The organism is Streptomyces montanisoli (assembly GCF_017813245.1).
Classification (GTDB): domain Bacteria; phylum Actinomycetota; class Actinomycetes; order Streptomycetales; family Streptomycetaceae; genus Streptomyces; species Streptomyces montanisoli.
Window position 1 is genome coordinate 27,332 of sequence record NZ_JAGIQL010000025.1, and the last position, 21,633, is coordinate 48,964.

16 protein-coding genes are annotated in these 21,633 nt (G+C 71.7%); 6 read left to right on the top strand and 10 right to left on the bottom strand.

Annotation, left to right across the window (positions count from 1 at the left end; genetic code table 11):
- The first annotated feature begins 7 nt into the window (after positions 1-7).
- A complete protein-coding gene (locus tag JFN87_RS08995) occupies positions 8-838 on the top strand; it encodes a neprosin family prolyl endopeptidase (RefSeq protein ID WP_209339403.1) in 831 nt (276 codons plus the stop codon).
- 41 nt (positions 839-879) lie between these two features.
- On the opposite strand, the gene JFN87_RS09000 is transcribed toward JFN87_RS08995, so the two are convergent.
- Entirely contained in the window at positions 880-1,992 is a 1,113-nt protein-coding gene (locus JFN87_RS09000) for an alcohol dehydrogenase catalytic domain-containing protein (RefSeq protein WP_209339404.1), read from the bottom strand.
- A 101-nt stretch (positions 1,993-2,093) separates the two neighbouring features.
- Here JFN87_RS09000 and JFN87_RS09005 point away from each other — a divergent pair, with 101 nt between their 5' ends.
- Entirely contained in the window at positions 2,094-2,987 is an 894-nt protein-coding gene (locus JFN87_RS09005) for a LysR family transcriptional regulator (RefSeq protein ID WP_209339405.1), read from the top strand.
- Between the two features lie 2 nt (positions 2,988-2,989).
- Here the strand turns inward: JFN87_RS09005 and JFN87_RS09010 are convergent, their stop codons facing one another.
- From JFN87_RS09010 to JFN87_RS09020, 3 genes are read right to left on the bottom strand one after another with little or no spacing between them, the layout of a single operon-like run.
- Entirely contained in the window at positions 2,990-3,694 is a 705-nt protein-coding gene (locus tag JFN87_RS09010) for an N-acetylmannosamine-6-phosphate 2-epimerase (protein ID WP_209339406.1), read from the bottom strand.
- Entirely contained in the window at positions 3,691-4,695 is a 1,005-nt protein-coding gene (locus JFN87_RS09015) for an ROK family protein (RefSeq protein ID WP_209339407.1), read from the bottom strand. The genes JFN87_RS09010 and JFN87_RS09015 overlap by 4 nt, the downstream gene beginning before the upstream one ends.
- Complete coding sequence (locus JFN87_RS09020) at positions 4,692-5,417, bottom strand: GntR family transcriptional regulator (protein WP_307865374.1); 726 nt, start codon at positions 5,415-5,417, stop codon at positions 4,692-4,694. Before JFN87_RS09020 ends, JFN87_RS09015 begins: the two co-directional genes overlap by 4 nt.
- Before the next feature lie 210 nt (positions 5,418-5,627).
- On the opposite strand from JFN87_RS09020, the gene JFN87_RS09025 reads away from it, so the two are divergent.
- Both JFN87_RS09025 and JFN87_RS09030 read left to right on the top strand, forming a co-directional pair.
- Positions 5,628-7,028, top strand: a complete 1,401-nt coding sequence (locus tag JFN87_RS09025) for a sugar porter family MFS transporter (protein WP_209339408.1) — start codon at positions 5,628-5,630, stop codon at positions 7,026-7,028.
- 57 nt (positions 7,029-7,085) lie between these two features.
- On the top strand, positions 7,086-7,829 hold the full coding sequence (locus JFN87_RS09030) for a class I SAM-dependent methyltransferase (protein ID WP_209339409.1): 744 nt from the start codon (positions 7,086-7,088) through the stop codon (positions 7,827-7,829).
- Positions 7,830-7,908: 79 nt separating this feature from the next.
- On the opposite strand, the gene JFN87_RS09035 is transcribed toward JFN87_RS09030, so the two are convergent.
- The 5 genes from JFN87_RS09035 to JFN87_RS09055 all read right to left on the bottom strand — a co-directional run bounded on the left by JFN87_RS09035 (position 7,909) and on the right by JFN87_RS09055 (position 17,182).
- Positions 7,909-14,718 (bottom strand): glycoside hydrolase domain-containing protein, encoded by a 6,810-nt coding sequence (locus JFN87_RS09035; RefSeq protein ID WP_307865375.1) that lies wholly within the window; start codon positions 14,716-14,718, stop codon positions 7,909-7,911.
- A gap of 449 nt (positions 14,719-15,167) precedes the next feature.
- Positions 15,168-15,452: an MGMT family protein gene (locus JFN87_RS09040; protein WP_209339411.1), complete on the bottom strand. Its 285-nt coding sequence runs from the start codon at positions 15,450-15,452 to the stop codon at positions 15,168-15,170.
- Between the two features lie 36 nt (positions 15,453-15,488).
- Positions 15,489-15,698: a hypervirulence associated TUDOR domain-containing protein gene (locus tag JFN87_RS09045; RefSeq protein WP_209339412.1), complete on the bottom strand. Its 210-nt coding sequence runs from the start codon at positions 15,696-15,698 to the stop codon at positions 15,489-15,491.
- Positions 15,699-15,792: 94 nt separating this feature from the next.
- Positions 15,793-16,281, bottom strand: coding sequence for a nitroreductase family deazaflavin-dependent oxidoreductase (locus JFN87_RS09050; protein WP_209339413.1), 489 nt, complete (start codon positions 16,279-16,281; stop codon positions 15,793-15,795).
- A gap of 127 nt (positions 16,282-16,408) precedes the next feature.
- Complete coding sequence (locus JFN87_RS09055) at positions 16,409-17,182, bottom strand: IclR family transcriptional regulator (RefSeq protein WP_209339414.1); 774 nt, start codon at positions 17,180-17,182, stop codon at positions 16,409-16,411.
- A gap of 79 nt (positions 17,183-17,261) precedes the next feature.
- Between JFN87_RS09055 and JFN87_RS09060 the strand changes: the two genes are divergently transcribed.
- Entirely contained in the window at positions 17,262-18,806 is a 1,545-nt protein-coding gene (locus tag JFN87_RS09060) for an asparagine synthase-related protein (protein ID WP_245179001.1), read from the top strand.
- A gap of 144 nt (positions 18,807-18,950) precedes the next feature.
- Positions 18,951-20,450 (top strand): cryptochrome/photolyase family protein, encoded by a 1,500-nt coding sequence (locus JFN87_RS09065; RefSeq protein WP_209339415.1) that lies wholly within the window; start codon positions 18,951-18,953, stop codon positions 20,448-20,450.
- Positions 20,451-20,514: 64 nt separating this feature from the next.
- On the opposite strand, the gene JFN87_RS09070 is transcribed toward JFN87_RS09065, so the two are convergent.
- Positions 20,515-21,405: a MerR family transcriptional regulator gene (locus tag JFN87_RS09070; protein WP_209339416.1), complete on the bottom strand. Its 891-nt coding sequence runs from the start codon at positions 21,403-21,405 to the stop codon at positions 20,515-20,517.
- Positions 21,406-21,633: the final 228 nt, after the last annotated feature.

A 21,633-nucleotide genomic window follows, 5' to 3' on the forward strand; every position in this document is an offset into this window, starting at 1 on the left:
GCCGACCATGCGCAGATCCATGTCCCTCGCCGCAGCACTGACCGCGGCGGCCGGCGCCCTCGCGCTGTTCTCACCGTCCGCGCAGGCGGCGGGCGGCGCCGTGGCCCCCAGCGTGCCGCCCACCTCCGCCGCGGGAACGGCCGCGACCGGCCCCACCTGCTGGTTCGGCGCCTGCTTCGACTACGTCTACGGCCGTCAGCACACCGACACCGCCGGCGCCTCCATACGCATGGACGTCGCGGATCCGCAGGTCAACCCGGCCCAGACCGGCGAGCACTCCCTGCAGGAGCTCTCCCTCCAGGACACAGCCCAGCAGTCCACCGTGGAAGTCGGCTGGACCGTCGACCCCGAGCTCAACGGCGACAGCGCACCGCACCTGTTCGTCTACCACTGGGTCGACGGCCAGACGTCCTGCTACAACGGCTGCGGTTTCGTGCCCGTCTCCAAGACCATCACCGCCGGCATGCCCCTGAAGGCCGGCCGCAAGGCCGACTTCGCCATCCGCGACATCGGCGGCGACTGGTGGATCCTCTACAACCACACCAAGGTGGGCTACTTCCCCGGCTCCCTGTGGAGCGGCACCTACAAGCGCGCGCAGGTCGTCACCGCGTTCGGTGAGGTGGCCGAGAACGAGACCGACAGCCCCTCGTGCACCGACATGGGCAACGGACGGCAGGGCAGCGACCAGCACGCCTCGTCGATCCGCGACTTCCGCCTGTACGACGCCACCGACAAGCCTCTGCTGACCGTCACGGCCAGCAGCCCGCAGTACTACGGCTACGGCAAGGCCAAGAGGAACTCGTTCCGCCTCGGCGGGCCGGGCACCGGCGCCTGCTGACCCGGCACCGGGACCTGGCCCAGGAACCTGGCCCCGGGAGATCACCGCGCAGTCGCCGCCCGGACGGCGTCCGCCCGCGGGGTGAGGACCGTACGGTCGAACGGCCCGCCGTGGGCCGCGGCATACGCGACGGCGTCGTTGACGTCGTCCAGCCGGAAGGTCCTCACCCGCTCCGCGTCCAGGTCCAGCGCGCCCGACGCGGCGATCCGCAGGAGGCCGACGTTCGCCGCCCGCGGATACAGCCACTGCCCGCGCACGGTGACGGAGTTGCGCATGATCCACGGGTAGGGGAGCGCCAGGTCGTCTCCGCCGAGCATGCCGACGCCGCCCATGAGGACGACACGGCCGTACTCGCGCACGGTCATGGCGGCCGCGCGTGTGGCCGAGCTCGGCGCGCTCGGCGGGAGCAGGTCGAGCACCAGGTCGATCGGGCCGCCGGCGGCGGCCGACATCGCCGCACCGTCGGCCGCCTCGTCACCGGACAGTTCGACCGTGCGCACGCGCGGGCCGAACCGGTCGGCGAGCAGGTCGAGCACCGCCCGGTTGCGGCCCGGCGCGATGACGCGGCCCGCCCCCATGGCGAGCGCGGCCGCGACCGCGCTGCTGCCGAAGTTGCCGGTCGACCCGCTGACGAGCAGCGTCTCTCCCGCCTCCAGGCCACCGGCGAGAAGCCCGCCGTAGGGCACCCCGTACACGGCGAGCGCGGCCCAGCGCGCCGGGTCGTCCCCGGCCGAGGCCGGCAGGGGGAAGACGTTCTCCGTGGGGACGCGCATCGACTCGGCGAACGAGCCGTCGTGCAGGTGCCGGGCGAGCCTCGCACCGCCCTCGCCGCGTGAACTCCAGCCCTGGAGCGTGATGTCGGGCGTCAGGGCGTCGTCCCTCGAGCGCACCGTCGCATCGCACCACACCAGGTCGCCGGGGCGCAGCCGGGTGGCGTCGGGGCCTGCGCCGACGACCCGGCACACCCCGCCCATGCCGGGCACGACGGGAGGCACGAGGGGATAGTTCCGCTCGCCGCCGAAGATCTCGGCCGCGTACGGGAGCACGCAGGTGGCGAGCACCTCGACGAGCACCTCGCCGCCTCCCGCCTCGGGTGTCGGCACATCGAGCACCTCGAGCGGTGCACCGAACTTCGTCAGAACTGCTGCGCGCACGTGGAGACCTCCGTCGCGTTCCGTGTTGCCGAGGTCAACGCTAGGCGCGTGGCAGCCATGCGGGAAGCGAGCATCCAGCATCCCCGGTATGCTCAGGACGCATGGACATCTCCAGCGAGGGGCTGCGTGCACTGCGGCAGATCGCCGAGTCCGGCAGCTTCACCGCGGCCGCCGCCCGGCTCGGCTACACCCAGTCGGCGATCTCGCGCCAGGCCGCCGCTCTCGAACGCAGCGCGGGCACCGTCCTGTTCGAACGCCGCCCCGACGGGGTGCGGCTCACCCCCGCGGGCCTCGTGCTGCTGCGGCACGCCTGCACGATCCTGGACTCGGTCGCGGCCGCCGAGCGCGACCTTTCCGGCACCGCCCCGCGAAGCGAACTGGTGCGGCTCGGCATGTTCCTGAGCGCGGGCGCCGTGCTCCTGCCCGCCGCGCTGGGACGCCTCGCACAGGCGTCCCCCGAGGTCGCGGTCGAGACGACCGAGGGCACCACGCCCCGCCTCATCCGCGCCCTGCGCGCCGGCTCGATCGATCTCGCCGTGCTGACGTCGAGGCCGCCCCACCGGCCGTCCGACGGCGAGTCGCCCCGCCTGCACATGGAGACGATCGAGGACACCGAACTGGTCGTGGCGGCGCCCGCTGCCGGTGTGTTCGCGGGCCGCACCTCGGTGCACGTCGACGAACTGGCCGACGCCGCCTGGATCGCCACCGCGTCGTCGGGTTCCGAGCCGCTGCTCGGCGTCTGGCCGGGCCTGCCGGGGCGGCCGCACATCGTCCACTCGGCCCGTGACTGGCTGACGAAATTGCGGCTGGTCGCAGGGGGCTTCGGTGTGACGACGGTGCCGTCCCGGATGTCGTCGGTACTGCCTTCCGGGGTGACCCTGCTGCATGTCGAGGGAGCGCCTCGCGAGATCCGCCGCGTCCTCGTCGCACGCTTTCCCGGCCGCCCCACGCCCGCGATCACGGCGGTCACGCGGGCGATCACCTCACACGCGTGAGGCTACGCCGACAGGGCCCCGGCGAACTGCGCGGTGATCCACTGGGGTGCGGTGATGGCGGTGCCCACGACGACGGCCCAGGCACCGGCGTCGAGGGCCGCACGGGCCTGCGCCGGGCTGTGGATGCGGCCCTCGGCGAAGACGGGGACGGTGAGGCGTCCGGCGAGGCGGGCGACCAGGCCGATGTCGGGATCCAACGGGGGAGTGCCACCGTCCGTGTACCCGGACAGGGTGGTGGAGACCATGTCTGCCCCGGCCTCCTGCGCGGCGAGCCCCTCCTCCACGGTGGCGACGTCGGCCATGACGAGCCGGCCCAGACGGTGCACGGCGGCCACGGTCCCGGCGAAGTCGCCACCGTCGGGGCGGGGGCGTGCGGTGGCGTCGGCGGCGACGATGTCGGCCCCCGCCTCGGCGACCGCGATCGCGTGAGCGGGGGTGGGAGTAATGAACACGCCCGGGTCGTCGGTCTTCCACAGCCCGATCACGGGCAGCTCCACCGCTGTCCGGATCGCGCGCACGTCGTCCGTGCCCTCCGCGCGGATGCCGACGGCCCCGCCGTCGACCGCCGCGCGCGCCATGGCGGTCATGTGGTGCGGTCCGTGCAGGGGTAGCCCCGCACGCGCCTGGCAGGAGACGACGAGCCCGCCGCGCAGTCCGAGCAGCCGCGAGTCGGACGAGGCGGGGGCGGGTCGGGGGGTGCCGGTCATGAGTGTTCCTTCGAGGACGTGCGGTGGGCGGTCTCGCGCTGTGCCGCGGTGTTCGCGTCGCTGCCGGTCTCGGCGGCGGACCCCGTGTCCGCCACGAGAGTGGCAGCGCCGACGATGGCCGCGGTGGGGCCGAGCAGGGCAGGCAGGACGGGGACGTCTGCCAGGGGCGGGAGTGTGCCGGCCCGGAAGCCGGTCTCGAGCGGGGGCCACAGGATCGGGCCCAGCTGGGCGACGCCGCCGCCGATGACGACCGCCTCGGGGTCGACGGTGTTCGCGAGCCCCGCGACCACCTTGCCGAGGATCGTGGCCGCCTCCTCGATCGCCCCGGCGGCCTGGCCGTCACCCGCGGCCGCCCTCGCGGCGACGACGCGAAGATCCGTGACCTGGGTGTCGCCGCTGCGCTCCCGGTAGGCGGCGGTGATCGAGGGCCCGGAGGCGGCCGCCTCGATGTGTCCCCGACCGCCGCAGCTGCACGGGCGCCCCTCCGCGCCGGGTGCGGGCTGGTGGCCGAGTTCGCCCGCGCTGTGGTGGGCGCCGCGCCGCAGCTCGCCACCGAGCACGAGGGCGCCGCCGATGCCCGTGCCCACCGCCACGTACAGGACGTCCTGGTGGCCGCGGCCGGCGCCGAACCGGTGCTCGCCCAGGGCGAGGGCGTTGCCGTCGTTGTCGATCGCGACAGGAAGGCCGAGCCGGGCGTGCAGCTCATCGGCGACGCGCGTACCGGCCCAGCCGTGCAGCAGCCCGGTGGCGGAGACGATGACACCCCTTGCGTGGTCGACGACGCCACCGGTGCCGATGCCCACGCCCGTGACGACGTCCCCCGGCGGCAGCGACGCCCGCAGCGTCTCCACCGCGCGCTGGACGGTGCCCAGGATGGCGGACGCCCCCTCGGTGGCGGGGGTGGGCAGGACCAGCCGCTCGTCGAGCAGCCCGGTCGTGGAGACCAGACCGGCGGCGATCTTCGTCCCCCCTACGTCGACGCCGATGCGCCAGCGGTTCATGATGTCTCCCGGCGGATGGTGAAGGCGATGTCGTAGTGGTCGGCGCGGTACACGCTGGTGGTGCGCTCGACGGGCCGGCCGCGCTCGTCGCGGCCGATGCGGTGGATGCGCAGGGCCGGGCTGCCGGGCGCGAGGGCGAGGAGCGCGGCGTCGGCCCCGTCCACGGTGACGGCTTTGACCACCTGGTCGGCCAGGACCAGCCGGACGCCGTGCTCCTCCTCGAGCAGCGCGTACAGCGAACCCGTGAGATCCGCTCCGAGCAGTCCGGGCACCCGGCCGCTGGGGAAGTAGACGGTCTCCAGGCACATGGGGGCGTTGTCGGCGAGACGCAGCCGCACCAGCCGTACCACGGGTTCGTCCGGGGAGAGCTGCAGGTCCTCGGCGACCGCCGAGCCCGCCGGCACCTCGTCGGCCACCAGTACCCGTGACCCCGGGCGCAGGCCGCGCGCGTCCATGTCCTCGCTGAACGAGGTCAGCGACAGGGACTTGGAGATGGTCGTGTCGGCCACGAACGTGCCCGCCCCCTGGACCCGGTAGACGGCACCGGACTCCTCCAGGGCGCGCAGCGCCTGGCGGACCGTCGCCCGGCTCACCCCGTGCTGGACGGCAAGCTCGCGCTCGGTGGGCAGGGCGGTGCGCGGGCTCAGCTCCGCCACCTCCGCCCGCAGCCGCTCCCGCAGCCACTCGTGTTTCGGCACCGCCCCGGCCTTCTCCTCAGCCACCACACCACGCCTCTCGTCGTCCACCGCCTCGAAGCCCCCTCAAGGGTACGTACCAATCGTAACCAATCTGACCGCATAATGCACGTCCCTCGCGCGATTCACAGCAGTCTTGCAGGGAAAATGCAGCCACCTCTTGCAAACTGCGACCGATGGTACTCACTATTGGTTCGATCCAATTTTCTCCCTCACTCCGGAAGAAGGCACAGGGCGATGCCTGCTCGACACAACACTCCGACCCCACCGGGTCCCGTCGCCGCACCGCCCCGTGCGGGAGGATCCACCGGTGTGATCCTCGGTATCACCCTGGTCGTCGGCCTGGGTGGCTTCCTGTTCGGCTACGACAGCGGCGTCATCTCGGGCGCCCTGTCGTTCGTCACCGACGACTTCCACCTCTCGGCCGGGGAGTCCGGCCTGGTGGTCAGCTCCATCCTGGTCGGCGCGATGGCCGGGGCACTCGGCTCCGGACGGCTCGCCGACCGGTTCGGCCGCCGCAGCGTCATCATCGGGGCCGCCGCGGTCTTCACGGTGGGAGCCGTGCTGGCAGCCCTTTCCCCCTCGGTGGCCGTGCTGATCGCGGCCCGCGTGGTCCTGGGCCTTGGCATCGGCATCGCCTCCGCGCTGGTCCCGGTCTTCATCGCGGAGGTCGCGCCGCCGGCGGCACGCGGCAGGCTGGTGGCCGTCAACCAGCTGCTGATCACGATCGGGATCGTGGCGGCCTACGCCGTCGGCTACGCCTTCACCAACTCGCACAACTGGCGGGCCATGTTCGCCATCGGCGTCGTGCCCGCGGTCGCCCTGGGCGTCGGCATGCTCTTCCTGCCCGAGAGCCCCCGCTGGCTCATCTCCCGCGGCCGGGAGGCGGAGGCACGCCGCGTCCTGACCCGCATCCGGCACGCGGGCGACGTCGACGAGGAGCTGACCGCCATCCGCCAGGTGCGGCCCGATGGCGGCGTGCGCCTGCGCGAACTGGGCAAGCGCTGGATGGTGCCCGCCCTCCTGGCCGGCATCGGCCTGCAGGTACTCGGCCAGGCGACCGGCGTGAACACCGTCATCTACTACGCGCCCACCATCTTCAAGCACGCGGGTCTCGGCGCCTCTGCCGCCATCCTCGCCACCGTGGGCATCGGCATCGTCAACATGGTCATGACCGCCGTCGGCATGTCCCTGGTGGACCGCATCGGGCGCAGGCGGCTGCTGATGACCGGCGTGAGTGTAATGACGCTCGCGCTCGTCGCCCTGGCCCTGACTCTCACCCTGAGCAGCCTGTCCGCCGGCACCGGCGTGGTGGCGTTCGTCTGCGTGGCGATCTACATCGCCGCGGTGGCCGCGAGCCTCGACGTCGTGGTCTTCATCATCCCCTCGGAGATCTACCCGCTCAGGGTGCGCGGCACCGCCATGAGCGTCACCCTCTTCTCCAACTGGGGCATGAACTTCCTGGTCTCGCTCACCTTCCTGACCCTGCTGCAGGCGCTCGGCACCGCCGGAACCTTCTGGCTCTACGCGGCACTGTGCGCGGTCCTGGTCGTCTTCACCGCCAAGTTCATCCCGGAGACCAAGGGACGCACCCTCGAACAGATCGAGGCGGAACTGCACCAGCGGACGGCCGCCTGATCGGTGTGCCGCTCAATCGGTGGACAGCGCAAACGCCGAAGGGCGAGCGTGGGCGGAATGCAGCAGGAGAGACTCTGGGACACCGACGCCGCCCGCCGCTACGACACGCCGGGTACCGGCATGTTCGCCCCGGAGGTCGTCGGGCCGACCGCAGACCGGCTCGCCCGGCTGGCGGAAGGCGGGCCGGCGCTCGAATTCGCCATCGGGACAGGCCGGGTGGCCGTTCCGCTGGCCGAGCGAGGCGTCCAAGTCACCGGCATCGAGCTGTCATCGCCGATGGTGGAGCGACTGCGCACCAAGGTGGACGAGGCCACGATCCCCGTGGTCATGGGCGATATGGCCACGACCGCCGCACCCGGCACGTACACGCTCGTCTACCTCGTCTTCAACACGATCTCCAACCTGCTCACCCAGGACGAGCAGGTCGAGTGCTTCAGGAACGCGGCCCGGCACCTGGAGCCCGGCGGGCGGTTCGTGATCGAGCTCTGGGTGCCCGAACTCCGCACGCTCCCACCGGGCAGGGCCGCCACGGTCTGGAGTTGCGATCCGGGCTACATCGGCCTCGACACCTACGACGTCCTGAACCAGCACGTCGTCTCGCACCACTTCCACTTCGACGAGACGGCGCGGGCGCAGCTCTTCCGCAGCCCGCACCGCTACATCTGGCCCGCCGAACTCGACCTCATGGCCCGGCTGGCCGGGTTCGAGCTGGAGAGCAGGCACGCGGACTGGAGCGGCGCCGCGTTCACGGCGGACTCGCGCTCACACGTCTCCGTCTACCGGATCCCCGGCACGCGCTGACCACGAGACGGACGGCTCGCGCCCCGTGACGGCCGGTGGACTCCCACCGCCGCCACGAGGCGCGCACCCTTTCAGGCCGTCAGTTCCGCCCGCGCGCCCAGGGGACCCCCTCCTTCTTCGCCGGGTCGGGCACCAGCGACCAGACCGCCGCGCCGGCGTATCCGCGTCCCGCGCCGCCACCACCGGACGCGAACGGCCGGTGGCCCGGGTGCGAACGCTGGAACCCGACCGTGTACGTCCGCACGACCGAACCGTTGGCCGAGGTCACCCTGATGGTGCGGGTGGTGAACCGGTGCGCGGACGACGTGAGCACGGAGCTGCCGTCCGTGACCCTCACCCGGGCGCCGGGCTCGGCGGCCACCGCGGAGACGGCCGGGATCTTCCGGTTGTTCGGCCAGTCGACCACGTACGTGGACACGTCCGGATCGAACCCGTCGATCGCTACGCCTCCCACGGTGATCGCGCGGGCATCCGCGACACTGGCCTTGGTGGCGTCGGCGAAGTTCGTCACCGTGACCGATCCGTCGGCGCCCAAGGTCACATGTGCCGCCATCGCGGCCGCCAGGTTGATCCGCTGCCAGCTCGCTCCGCCGTCGGCCGTCGCGTCGAGCGGGTAACCGGAGTCCGTCGCGGTCTGCCGGAGGATCTCGGTGCGCTGCTCGTCGGTGAGGTCGGGGAAGGCCGTGACCAGCAGCGCCGCCGCGTCGGACGGCGCCTTGAGAGCCTGCCCCGCCTTCCCCACCTGGGAGAAGCCGTACGTCAGGCGCCGCGTGTACAGATCGACGTCCTGGGCGGTGCTCAGGCCGTCGTACGAGTCCCCCTCGCAGGCCGCCAGTGTGTCGCCGTACCCCTCCTTCTCGCACTGCGCGAGCAGCACGTTCTCCATCTCGGTGTGCGCCTGCGTCAGCAGCTTCCCGAAGTCCGGGTCCGCCCACCGGTGCGCCACGGTGGCCTGTGCGGTGATGCGCCCGCCCATGACGTCGATCGGGTAGTGGAAACCGAGGACGATGCGGTTGTTCCCGTACTCCGAGGTGCGCGCGAGGATCGAGGGCGCCAGCTCCGGCAGGAGCGTGGCCATGACGGTTCCGGCTTCGTACCCGCTGTAGGTGTGGCCGCTCGGGTACGAGCCACTGCCGGCGAGGGAGGCGTACGAGCCGTCCTGCGACTCGTAGATGTCGCCGCCGTCGCCGGCGAACCCGAGCCGCACGTACGGGCGCAGGTAGTCGTAGTGGTCCTTCGCCGCGTCGTGCGTGTCGAGGTTCTTGGTGACGCGGGAGAACAGCGCGCTGGTCTTCGGCAGATCGCCGCCGTTCAGGGCGTCCTGGTAGATCTTGCCGAGCCGGGACCCGAGGCCGTCGGCCATCGTGACGGTGGCGCTGTGCGTGGCGTCCGTCTCGGCCCTGTCCACCTCCTTCTGCGTCGCCGCGTTGTTGATGCGCACGGCGATCTCGTCGTTCTCGGCGGTGAGCGGGGTGCCTGCGGGCACCTTGGTGTTGGCGCCCAGGATGTCGGTGTGGAGGTCGTCGATACCGCTGAGCAGGTTGTCGAAGTAGTCCGTGCCGTCACCTGTCGCCGGCCATGCGTCCGACGCGTACTTCGCGTTCAGCGTGTCGTCGGGGAACGGGGACGGCACGTACGACGACGGGTCGGTGGTGCCGGACGACGAGGCCGACGCGGTGGCGGCGCCGTCCGAGGTTCCTGCCAGGGTGAGAGCGGTCACGGTCGCCGTGTGGGTCCTCGCCCTGCCGATGGTGGTCAGCAGTGCCGTGTGCGCCGTGGCGGGCACGTGTGCGGTGGTTCCGTCGTCGAGGGCCACGGTGTACCCGATGACCGGGAACCCGCCGTCGCCGCACGCCCGCCAGTCCACCCGGACCTGCTTGCCGTCGGTGATCACGCCCGTCACGTCCGGCCTCTGCGGCCTGCCGCCGCCGCTCACCACGGGCGCCGTGGCGGCGGTCGGGCTCGACGCGCCGACGCTGTTCACCGCCTGGACGCGCGCCGTGTACGACCTGCCGGCCGGTAGCCCGGTGAACGTCGCGCTCCGGCCGGTGGGATCGGCGATCCCGATCCGGTGCCCGTCGTCGAGGGCGACCCTGTACCCGGTGACGGCGGAGCCTCCGGTGTCCTCGGGCGCGGACCAGGCGACGGTCACGCTCGTACCGGACGCGGTCGCCGACACGGCACCGGGCGCGGCAGGCACCGCCTTGGGCTTCGTGGTGAGCGCGGACACGGCGTGGCCGAGTGACTCGTAGCGCGCGGTGAGGGTCTCGTCCGTCGCCGAGTCGTCCGCGATCGCGGCCTTCGCCGACGCGAGCGCGCCGGTGAACGCCTTCCACGAGGCGTCCGTATAGCGGTCGTCGTCGAGGGCCGACGCCGTCGCGACCAGGTCCTCCAGCTTCAGCCTCGGCAGGGGCACCAGCTGGCCGGCGGCGAGGGCGAGGGCCCGGGTCCGGGTGTCGACCTCCAGCTGTGTCGCGTCGTCGGCGTCGGCGAGGGCACGCGCGGCGGCCAGTTCGCGCTGGTACACACCGAAGTCGATCGTGTCGTAACGCTCCTTGTCGCCGGAGAGCCCCTCGTACTGGGCGATCGCCTTCCGCAGGGCCGTCTTGTCCGTGGCGGCGGGCGCCACGACGTGACTGAAGGTGATACGGCCAAGGTTCGCGACGTACGGGTGCGAGGAGTCCGCGTTCGTCGTCAGCCGCAGGTGGACGGTGTGCGTGCCCGTGATCGTCCTGGGCAGTGTGAGGCTCGTCGTGCCCCCGGACGACCACGCGCTTCCCGTCACCGGCAGCGGCACGGTCGCGTCGGGCGTACCCGGGTCGGCCGCGTCGAAGGAGTCCAGGTAGATCTGGACAGCCGAACCGGTGCCGCAGCGGGCGGAGTTGTTGACATAGGTGAGTGTGACGGTGTTCTTCGGCACGTCACCGAAGCCGATGTCCCCGTAGTCGATCCAGGCCCCGTCGTACGTGCCGCCGAGGTCGGTGGCGGAACCCGCGTCGCTCCAGCCGGCCGGCTCGCTCTTGAGGCCGCCGCCGCTGTTCGAGCGGAAAGCCGTGGCGTCGAACACCGTCGGGGCGTCGGCGCTCTTCGTCAGCTTCAGCGAGTACACGTTGCCCACGTAGGGCTGGGAGGACGTCTGGGTGGACGAGACGAAGTCCGCGTAGACGTCCTGGACACCGGCGAAGACGCCGCTGTCGAGGTCCACCGTCGCGGTGGCGACGGTGCCCCAGCCGGAACCGGTGTAGTCGAGCGGGATGTCGACGCTCTTCGTGCCGTCCCTCGACCCGAGGTGCAGTTCGATGTGCGAGTCCGACGCAGCCCGCGACTGCGGCTTGTCGTAGCTGACGGTCACGGTGTCGGCGCCGTCACCGAGGTCGGTGCCGTGCCACTCGGCCCACGCGCCGTTCGTCGTGTTCTCGAAGATGCCGTTCGACAGGTTGAGCGGGAGCGAGCCGCCCCCGGTGGTCGTGGCGTTCGCCGCGGTCAGGGTGGCGAGCGTGGTCGTGGGGGAGGAGGAGACGTCGTCCGGCGAGAACTGGTACCAGTCGAAGTTCGACACCCACTGCTGTCCGGACGGGGCGTGGAAGACGAAGGCCGCGCCCGAAGCGTCCAGCAGGGCCTGCGGATCGGTCACCGTCGCCTGCACCGTGGCGTAGTACTGCCAGCCTCCGGTGCCGGGCAGTGAGACGGTCGCGACGACGGGGCCGTCGGCGCCGCCCGCGTGAACGTCGACACTGCTCGGCTTCGCCGTCGCCGCCTGCGAGTTGGCGTAACGGACCGAGATGCTGTGCGGGGCCACGCCGCCGAAGTCCAGCTTGGCGAACTGCTCCCACGCGCCCTCGGTGACGCCGCCGAGGTCGCCGTCCGACTGGTACGCCTCATGCACGAGGCTGGGGCCGTGCTCCTGGTCGGGGCTCTCCGCCTGCAGGACGGCGTAGCCGCCCTCGGCGATGGTGAGCGTGTCGATGGCGGACCGCAGCGCGTCGTGCGCGGCCATGATCGTGCCGGTCGCGGAGCCGGTGTCAGCGAGGACGGTCCGCCCGCGCTCGAGCGCCGAACGGAACAGGCTGAAGGAGCCGTCGGAGTAGTTGCCGCCGCGTACCAGGGACGCCTGGTCGACGAGCGTCTTGAGAGCCCCCCGCTGTGCGGCGGCGGCGGAGATGACGAGCGGGTCGGTCACGGATATGCCGGTGCCGTGCACCGACGAGGCCGGTACTCCGTGGGCGAAGGCCTTGTCGCTGAACGTGATGCCGAACCGCGCGTCGACCTTCGTGGTGCCGGTGAGCGACAGCGTCGCCGTGCGCGAGCCGGTGACGCGGAGGTCGGCGGTGACGCCGTCCGGCAGCCCGGTCACGGCAGCCGCGCCCGTCCCGGTGAGGCTGGTCCTCCTGTGCGCGGCGAACCGCGCCCGTCCGGACAGGGTGAGCTTCACACTGCCGTGGACGGTGCCGTCCGCGGCGGTGTCGACGGTCGCCGGGCGCGCCGACAGGACGGTGCCGCCCTGACCGGATCCCGCGCCGCCGCCTCCCGTGTCACCCCCGTCGGTGTTGAGCGAGTACGCGGGCTTGGTGCGGTCGCCCCACCCGGAGGGCTTGGAGCCCATGGTGAACTTCAGGGTCCCGCCGGAGATGATCTGCGAGTAGTCCAGCCATGTGTTGGTGAACCGCGAGCCGTTGAGCGTCGCGCTCTGCACGTAGTAGTCGTCCGCCGACACACCGTCAGCCTTCACCGTGAACTTCGTGCCGTTCGCGTACGCGATCGTCGTGGAGTCGAAGAACGGGCTGCCGATCTGGAACTGGCTGGATCCGGCCGTCACGGGGAACAGCCCGAGGGCGGCCGCGACGAACATCGTCGACATGGTTCCCGCGTCGTTGTCCATCGTCGGCAGGAAACCGTGCGGCGAGAGCTTGTACGCACGCGTCTTCACCGGCGGGGTGAACTCACCGTGGCCGCTTGGTGCTTCGTTCGTGGAACCGGTCGCGATGTAGCGGTTCCAGGTCGTGCCGGTGTAAATGGCGCGCACCCACTTCTGCGTCAGGCTCGGCTCGCCGACGTAGTTGAAGAGGTAGGGCGCCTGCAGGTCGATCTCGTTGGCGTTGGAGTGCAGCATGGTCGAGCCGTCGTCGGCACTCGAATCCTCGCCGAACATGTGCTCGACCGCGGCCCTGCCGGCCTTCTCGCCGCCCATGGCCTGGACGAGGCCGCCCATGTCGTAGGCGTCGTACCAGTTGTACTGCCACAGTGTGCCCTGGTAGAGCCCGGCCGCCTCGAACTGCTCGTAGTCGGCGCTCTGCCAGTCGCCGCCCGCGGCGCGCGGGGTGAGCACGCCGACCTTGGTGCCGTCCGGCGCGGTCCACGCGCCGGACTTGACGAGGTTGTCGATGGCCATCGTCGACTGGGTGCGCAGCTTCTTGGCGTCCGCGTCCTTGCCGAGCGCGTCGGCGATGACGGACAGCGCCCACTGGTCGTAGCCGCGCTGCACGGTCGTGCCGGGGTCACCCGCGACATATCCCTGCCGCAGCTGCGTACCCGTGTAGTAGCCGACGTACGACTTCAGCGCCGGGTAGGCCTCGTCGAGCCGGTCGAACTTCTTGTAGCCCTTGGACAGCGCGTCGGCGATCACCACGGCCGAGCGCTCCCAGCGCACGGTCGGCACCGAGTGGGTGAGGCTGCCGAGGCTTTTGCCCGAGGTGTGGGCGTCGGCGAAGAGGATGACGGCCGACTGCACCATGTCCCGGTAGGTGGCCGGGTCGATGTACGCCTCGACGGAATACTTGCGGAAGTCGTCCCAGGTGGACCAGCCGTCGTAGTAGGTGAAGCCGTTCGCCGTGTGCACCGCTCCGTCCACACCGCGGTACGTTCCGCTGGTGCTGGTGGCGTTCACCGGCAGGCCGTACATGCGGTACAGATGCGTGTAGAACTCCTTGGTGAGCGTCGAGCCGGGGTCGGACTTCGCGGAGGACTTGACGGCCACGGCGCCGAGCGTCCGGTTCCAGTCGGCCTTCGCCTGCGCGCGCGCCTCGTCGAAGGTGAGGTCGCCGACCTCGCTGCGCTGGTCCTTCACGGCCTGCTCGGCGCTGATCGGCGACAGCGTGACACGCAGCTCGATGTCGTCCCCGGCGGCCTTGCCGAAGCCCAGGACGGCGCCGTTGTCCCTGCCGTCCTGCGCGGTGGCGTCGCTCAGCTTGCCGTCGTCGCCCCAGCTGCGCAGGGAGGTGACCGGGGCGTTGGTCGTGGCGGCGTAGTACAGCCGGTACGAGGCGCCGTTGAACGATCCCGCGACGAGCCCGGTGATCGACGTGGTCCCGTCGGGGAGCGTCGTCGCCTTCATGGTCGAGCGGGTGCGGCCCGTGTAGTTGTTGGCGAGGTCGAGGACGAGCTCGGGGTCCGACCCGGAGGGAAAGCTGTACCGTTCGAGCGCCGTACGCGTCGTCGCCGTCATCTCGGCGTCGATGGTTCCCGAAGCCGGCTTCACCGACGATCCGGAGCCGGCGAGCGCCCCGAGGCCCACCTGGTAGTAGCCGGGCGTCGCGGTCTCGTCGTCATGGCTGTACGGATGCGCGTAACTGCCGGTCGCGGGGCGGCTGTCGTACTGGACGGACGTCGGCACGACCAGCAGGTCGCCGCCGCCCCCCGAGCCGCCGACACCGCCGAGGTCCGTGGCGGTGAACCCGGCGATGTGGTCCTCGTCGTAGTCGTACCCGGAGTGGTTGCGGCCAGGCGTGGTCATCGGGTTGACCTTGGCGAGACTGTGCGGTGCCTCGGCGCCCGGCAGGTCGTTGCCGTCATCACCGGCCGTCGACACGAACGGGTCGACGAGCTTCGTGTAGTCCGTGCCACCCGAAGTCCCCGAGGACCCCGATGCCGTGGCCGCGACGGGCGCTGCCACGGCGGTGCCGCCCCCCGCCAGCGCGGCAAGACCGAGCGTCCCGGCCAGGAGAGCGGCGACGAGTGCGCGCGGTGACCGGCGGCGCCGGCGGGCGGGTCTCGCGAAATACGGACGGGGGAAGGGAGCTTGGGGTCTTCTGGGCACGGCACCTCTCCAGCGTTCGCGGTACACGCACGCGTTCGGGCCGCCAGGGAGACAACGTTGTCAGCAACGGAAGATCCGGAACGCACGCACTCGGGGAAGACGGTAGCGGACACGCCCGGAAATGCGCACCCGTGAGACCACAACTGACCGCCCACCAGCCACGCTCAGGGCCGCGGGTGAGGAGCCCCTGAACGCGGCGCGGCCCGCGCGTGGCCGTCGGGGAACGAACCGGTCACCTGGCGCCGGGCCCGGCGGTCGTCCGGCTGCGCACGCGCACGAAGGCGGGCCCCCGGCAGGGCCTGGACTCACGACGCCCAGTGGAAGCGGGCACGCGTCATGTCCACGCGCGTCCCGCGCAGCGGCGTTCCCTCGCCGCGAAGCAGCGCCGGCGCCTGCCCGTCGTGGCAGGTGGCGGGCGTCCCGTCCGCGTACACGACGCGCCACCACGGCACGTCATCGCCGAGCAGACCCATGGCCCGGCCTGCCTGGCGTGCGCCGACACCGGCCTGTCGGCCGACGTCGCCGTAAGAGGCCACGGCGCCGGCCGGTATCGCGCACGCCGCCTCCCGGACGTCGTCGACGAAGCTCATGGGGCAACTCCCGGAGAACAGAACCGAACCGACGACCTAGGCCTTCGCGAGGGCGCTCCCCTTGTGCATGGCGATGTGGTCGGTCTTGTCGCTCTTGATCTCGTACTGCGGATCGTCCGGTGAGCAGTGGCGCGTGCGGCCCTTGAACGTCACATCGCTCGTATGCTTCTTCACGATGACGCCTTCCACGTGACCGGCCTCGGAATTCCAGCGCACGTGGTCTCCCACGGAAAACTCCTTCGCCATTACGGTTCCTCCGTTCTGTTCCTTCTGTCGCAACGGGCAGCGGGCATCGGGCAGCCCCACGAACAGCCGGGTACCCGGCGCAGCGGCCAGTGCTTCACTCCGGTATCGGGGTGATCTCCACGAAGGGGATGTGGTCGCGGCCGATGGCGTAGTAGTCCTCGGTGCTGCCGTCGGTCTCTATCCCGCAGATGGCCATGAGCCGGCGGGCGGTCCTGGGGTGGAGGGGTGCGTACTCGGCCATGGCGCGACCGGATTCCTCGGGCGTCATGGGCCGGGCGACGGCCTTGGTGCGGTGCCGTCCGACCTGGATCGTGACGTCCGGGGTGTGCTGGATGTTGCGGTACCACTGCGAGGTGGGGCCGAAACCGGAGGCCAGGTGGTAGGCGCCCGTGCCCGGGTCACGCCCGGTGATCTCCACGACGACCTGGCGGGGCAGCCCACTGCTGCGGCCGGTGTGCGTGAGCAACATGATGCGACTGCCGGTGAAGGCGCCCAGGTGCCAGCGGTACAGATGGATCGGGGCACGCGCGACCAGGCGGCGCCAGCCGGTCGGTGACGGGGTGGCTTTTACCTTGCGCGGCATGTCGGACCCTTCTGCGCCTGGAGTGCGTTCTCGCGATGACGCTCCGGCAGCGCATGCCGCTGAATGCCCATCGCCACCATGGACGGTCCACTCATCCTTGCACAAGGCAAAGGAATGCGGAGGTGTTTCATTGGATGGGCGGCTCGGCGCCGGCGAGGCGTGCCGACAGCCGGTGTGCGGCGCCGACGACCATCTCCGCGGCCCCCGGCACTGCCTGTGGCGGGAGACGGAAAACGGGCGCGGACACGTTCATCGCGGCCGCCACGCGGCCCCGGTGGTCGTACACGGGTGCGGCGACCGCGATCAGCCCCGGCTCCATCTCCTCGACGGCTACCGCATGACCGCGTTCGCGCTCGCGGCGCAGCCGTTCCAGCACGGCCACCACCTCGCGAGGAGCCGCGTTGGTGCCCGGCATCGGCGCGTCGCCCTCGGTGGCCAGGAGCGCCGCCACCTCCTCGTCCGGCCGGTCGAACAGCAGGGCCCGGCCGGCAGAGGTGCAGTTCAGAGGGGAGGTGCGGCCGATCCACTCGTGCGCCTGGAGCGTGCGCGAGGTGCGCTCGGTCAGCACCGTCACCACGCTGTGGCCGGACAGCACCGTCAGATACGCCGGTTCGCCGACCCGGTGCACCAGTTCCCGCAGCACCGCGGGGGCCTCACGGTGCAGCGTGCTCTCGCCGGCCGACGCGGCCAGCGCCGGCAACTGAGGGCCGATGCGGTAGCGCAGGCTGCTCGGATCCCGCTCGACGAACCCTTCCTGCGCCAGGACCTTCAACGTCCGTGACACCTGCGACTTCTCCCTGCCCACCGCCTGGGCCACATCCTGGACACCCATCGGCTGCTGCCCGAGGGCGCGCAGGATGTCCAGTGCCCGGTGCACGCTGCTGAGGCCGTCGCTTCCCATGCCACCACCCTGCCCGTCGCGTGCGTATGCGGCAACTCGCGATGTGCCATCCGCACCCGCCTGCCTATCGTCGTCCCCCATGTGCGGTATAGCGGCGATCCACAGCTTCGACGGAAACATCGACACCGTGTGCGCCACGGCGGACGCGGAGGGCATGCTCGCCCGGCTCGCCCATCGCGGACCGGACGACGAGGGCACACGCACACTCGGCGAGCACAGCTGGCTGGGCCACCGCAGGCTGTCCATCGTCGACCTGGAGGGCGGTCACCAGCCCCTGGGCGGCGCCGGCGGCGTCGACTGGTCCCTCGTGTGCAACGGCGAGATCTACAACCACCGGGAACTGCGCGACCAGCTGCCCACCGGCGCGTTCGGCTCCTGCTCCGACTGCGCGGCCGCCCTCGCGCTGCTGCGCGACGAAGGCGCCGAGGGCCTGCGCCGGCTTCGGGGCATGTGGGCGCTGTGCGCCGCCACACACGACGGCCGCTTCGTCGCCGCCCGCGACCCGGTCGGCATCAAGCCCTTGTACTGGGCGCGCACAGGCACCGCCGTGTACTTCGCCTCCGAGCTGCGTGCCTTCCCCGTCGGTGTGCAGGGCCGCGCCGAGATCTTCCCACCCGGCTGCTGGTGGACGCCGGACGGGGGCCTGCGCCGCTTCGCCGGCGCGATCCCCGCACCGTCGCCGTCACAGGGCTGGAACGGCGCATCGCGGCAGGACGTCGAGAAGGCCACCTTCGACTGCGTCGCGGACTCGGTCCGGCGGCACCTGATGGCGGACGTCGAGGTCGGCGTGTTCCTCTCCGGCGGTCTCGACTCCGGCATCGTCGCCGCCGTCGCCGCGAAGGAGTACGCCCGCCGGGGGCGCCGGCTGCGGACCTTCGCGGTGGGAACACCGGGCTCCCCGGACCTGCTGGCCGCGCGGGAGACCGCCGCGTTCCTCGGCACCGAGCACCGCGAGGCGCTGCTGGACGCCCGCGCGGCGCGCGAGGCACTCGGTGAGGTGGTCGCCTGCGTGGAGTCCTTCGACGCCGGCCTGATCCGCAGCGCGGTGCCCAACTGGTTCCTGTCCGAGCTCGCCGCACAGCACGTGAAGGCGGTACTCACCGGCGAGGGCGCCGACGAGCTGTTCGCCGGCTACGGCTACTACCACGAGCAGCACGCCGCCCCCAGGGACCTGGACGCGGAACTGCGCCGGACCATCACATCGCTGCACGGCCTCAACCTGCAGCGCTGCGACCGCGTCACCATGGCCCACGGCCTGGAGGCCCGCGTCCCCTTCCTCGACCGTGAGGTCATCGGCCACGCGATGTCGCTGCCCGCGGACATGAAGACCCTGGAGGCTGACGGCATGGAGAAGGGCCACTTGCGCCGCGCCTTCGCGGGCCGGCTGCCGCACCACCTGCTGTGGCGGCGCAAGGAGCAGTTCGGCACGGGCAGCGGTGCACAGAGCGTGCTGAGCCCCGTCTGGGACAGCCGCATCACCCAGGACGAGTACGCGGCGGCGCTCGCCCAGGACGGTGTCCCGCAGCTGCGCAGCAAGGAGGAACTCGGCTACTACCGCGCCTTTCGCACCGCGCTGCCGGGTGTGCGCCCCGCCGCGGTCCTCACCCGCTTCGCGACGGGATGAGGCCCCCACGCAGAGCGCCCCACGGGAGGCGCCCTCGTGGCGTTCAGGCGATGATCGGGGCCGGGGCGCCCGGCGGCGGCCCTGCGCCGCGTACTGCCTTGCGCGCTTCGACGGCGTGCGGGGCCGGGACTGAAGGGTGAATCTGTGCACTGGCTTTTCGGAGACCAGCTCGGGCCCCATTTCCTGCGGCCCTCCCAGGACAGCGGTCTCACCCGTGATACGCCACTGCTGATGATCGAGGCCCGTTCGGTGTTCCGGCGGCGCCGCTTCCACCGGGCCAAGGCCCACTTGGTGCTCTCCGCCATGCGCCACCGGGCGGCGGAACTCGGTGACCGGGTCACCTACGTGCAGGCCGTCACCTACCGGGAGGGGCTGGAGACAGCGGCGGGCGACAGCCCGGTGACCGTCCACCACCCGACCTCCCGCGCGGCGGTGCGGTTGGTCCGGTCCCTGCCACAGGTCACCATGGGACCCGCCCGCGGGTTCCTCGTACCGATGGACGACTTCGCGGCATGGGCGGACGGCCACGGCGGGCGGAGGCTGCGGCAGGAGGACTTCTACCGCTGGGTCCGGCAGGGCCACGACCTGCTGATGGACGGTGACGGCCCGGCCGGCGGACGGTGGAACTACGACCACGACAACCGGCAGCCCCCGCCGCGCGACGCGTCGGTCCTCCCGGTCCCCGGGCCCTACCGGCCACGCGAGGACGAGATCGACGAACGGGTCCGTCACGACCTCGACCGCTGGGAGAAGGACGGGGACGTGTCCTTCGTCGGACGCGACGGACCCCGCCTCTTCCCCGCGAGCCGCGCCGAGGCGCGAGCGGCGTTGCGCCGATTCGTCGAGCACCGTCTCGGCGCCTTCGGCCCGTACGAGGACGCCATGCTCGCCGGGGACCCGGTCATGAGTCACAGTCTGCTGTCGTCCTCGCTCAACCTCGGCCTGCTCGACCCCGCGGAGTGCGTCGAGCGGGCCGAGGCGGCGTGGCGCGCCGGTGATGCGCCGCTCAGCAGCGTCGAGGGCTTCGTCCGGCAGATCGCGGGCTGGCGTGAGTACGTGTGGCAGCTCTACTGGTACTTCGGCGAGGAGTACCGGCACTCCAACGTCCTGCGCCACACCACCTCGCTGCCGCGGTGGTGGAACGACCTGGACGCGGACGACGTACGGGCGCGCTGCCTGCGTACGGTCCTGGCCCGGGTGCGCGACACGGGCTGGACGCACCACATCCCCCGGCTGATGGTCCTCGGCAGCCACGCCCTCCAGCGCGGCTGGGATCCCGCCGAGGTGACGGACTGGTTCCACCGCTGCTTCGTGGACGGCTACGACTGGGTGATGGTGCCGAACGTCGTCGGCATGTCCCAGTACGCGGACGGCGGCCGGATGACGACCAAGCCCTACACGTCCGGCGGTGCCTACATCAACCGGATGAGCGACCTGTGCGGGCCCTGCGCGTACCGCCCCGGCGAGCGCAGCGGCGAGCACGCTTGCCCGTACACGGCCGGCTACTGGAACTTCCTCGACCGCAACCGTGCCCGGCTGGAGCGCAATCACCGCACCGCGCGGGCGGTGCGCGGACTCGACCGGCTCGCCGACCTCGCCGAACTGCGGCGGCAGGAGCGGGCGCGCGGCGACGCGCCGCCGTGACGTGTCGTCGTGCCGCACCGCCGTGATGCGGCGAACACGCCGGACGGGAGCAGCCCACGCCTCCCTACGGGACGGTCAGTGTTCGCACGGCGTCGGCCAGGCTGGTGAGCGTGCGTGGCAGGCGTGCGTCATCGTCGGGCCAGCCCGGGCCAGCCGGATGGACGGGAGCAGCCGTGCAGGCGCGGGCCAGATCGAGCAGCCCGGCGTCGGCTGTCTCGCGAGCGTGTGCCCACACCACGGTGGCGCACGGCTGGGTGCGCCGGATGGCCGCGGCGAGGTGCGGTCCCGGGAGGCTGCCGACCAGGAGGCTGCGCCGGCCCCGGTCGGCGAGGGCGGCCGACAGGGCGGTCAGAGGGAGGGTGTGCGCTTCCTCGGTGGCAGCCGCGAGAAGGACGGGCGGGCACCGCTCCTGCACGGTGACGCCCGCACCCGCGTACTGCCGCAGCGCGGCCTCGAGGATGCCACTGGTCACGTGTTCGCACTCCACGCCGCAGCCTGTCGCTTCCCAGCGCTGCCCGATGTCCATGAGGGCGGGCGTGAAGACGCCCGTCCACGCGCACTGGGCACCCCGCTGGTAGAGAGCGGCCGCTGCGAGGCGAGTGACGGCTTGCGGGTCGAGTGCGTTCATCGCGGCGATCAAGTCCCGTGCGTCCACCTGCTCAAGCGGCCGTCTCGCGGGTGAGGCCGACACCGCGTGTGCTGCCTGCGCGGCCGCGACGCCGCGGTCGACCAGTGCGATCATGTGCTGCAGGCGCTGTAGATCCTCGGTGGAATAGCGGCGGTGACCCCCGGGGGTACGGCCGGAGGGACCGAGGCCGTAACGGCTCTCCCAAGCACGCAGGGTGGCGGCCTTGGTGTGCAGAAGACGAGCGGCGACCCCGACAGGGAAGAGGCTCTGGCCGGGCTTCGTCGTCACCGGCGCCGGCAGCCGAGGGGGAGTCGCATCCACGTCCATGAGGGTCATGGTCCAGTTTTGGACGTGGCCATCGCAACGTCGGGTGGCGTAACCGGGTGCATAAGTTGCGTAGAGGTTTGTATCGCATGACGGTGGGTTACTCGTCGTCACGTCCGATCGCTTCGGCGAGTTCGTGCAGGAGGGGCCGTCCGAAGTGCACGGGACGCCACCCGGCTCCGCCACGGTCGGCCCCTGCCAGTTCCCGTCGTGCCTCGACACAGGGATCGG

Coding starts and splice junctions, on each gene's coding strand:
- JFN87_RS09045 (WP_209339412.1), bottom strand. CDS start 15,698: ATGGCGAAGGAGTTTTCCGTGGGAGACCACGTGCGCTGGAATTCCGAG.
- JFN87_RS09030 (WP_209339409.1), top strand. CDS start 7,086: ATGCAGCAGGAGAGACTCTGGGACACCGACGCCGCCCGCCGCTACGAC.
- JFN87_RS09040 (WP_209339411.1), bottom strand. CDS start 15,452: ATGAGCTTCGTCGACGACGTCCGGGAGGCGGCGTGCGCGATACCGGCC.
- JFN87_RS09010 (WP_209339406.1), bottom strand. CDS start 3,694: ATGACCGGCACCCCCCGACCCGCCCCCGCCTCGTCCGACTCGCGGCTG.
- JFN87_RS09015 (WP_209339407.1), bottom strand. CDS start 4,695: ATGAACCGCTGGCGCATCGGCGTCGACGTAGGGGGGACGAAGATCGCC.
- JFN87_RS08995 (WP_209339403.1), top strand. CDS start 8: ATGCGCAGATCCATGTCCCTCGCCGCAGCACTGACCGCGGCGGCCGGC.
- JFN87_RS09055 (WP_209339414.1), bottom strand. CDS start 17,182: ATGGGAAGCGACGGCCTCAGCAGCGTGCACCGGGCACTGGACATCCTG.
- JFN87_RS09070 (WP_209339416.1), bottom strand. CDS start 21,405: ATGGACGTGGATGCGACTCCCCCTCGGCTGCCGGCGCCGGTGACGACG.
- JFN87_RS09050 (WP_209339413.1), bottom strand. CDS start 16,281: ATGCCGCGCAAGGTAAAAGCCACCCCGTCACCGACCGGCTGGCGCCGC.
- JFN87_RS09005 (WP_209339405.1), top strand. CDS start 2,094: ATGGACATCTCCAGCGAGGGGCTGCGTGCACTGCGGCAGATCGCCGAG.
- JFN87_RS09025 (WP_209339408.1), top strand. CDS start 5,628: ATGCCTGCTCGACACAACACTCCGACCCCACCGGGTCCCGTCGCCGCA.
- JFN87_RS09060 (WP_245179001.1), top strand. CDS start 17,262: ATGTGCGGTATAGCGGCGATCCACAGCTTCGACGGAAACATCGACACC.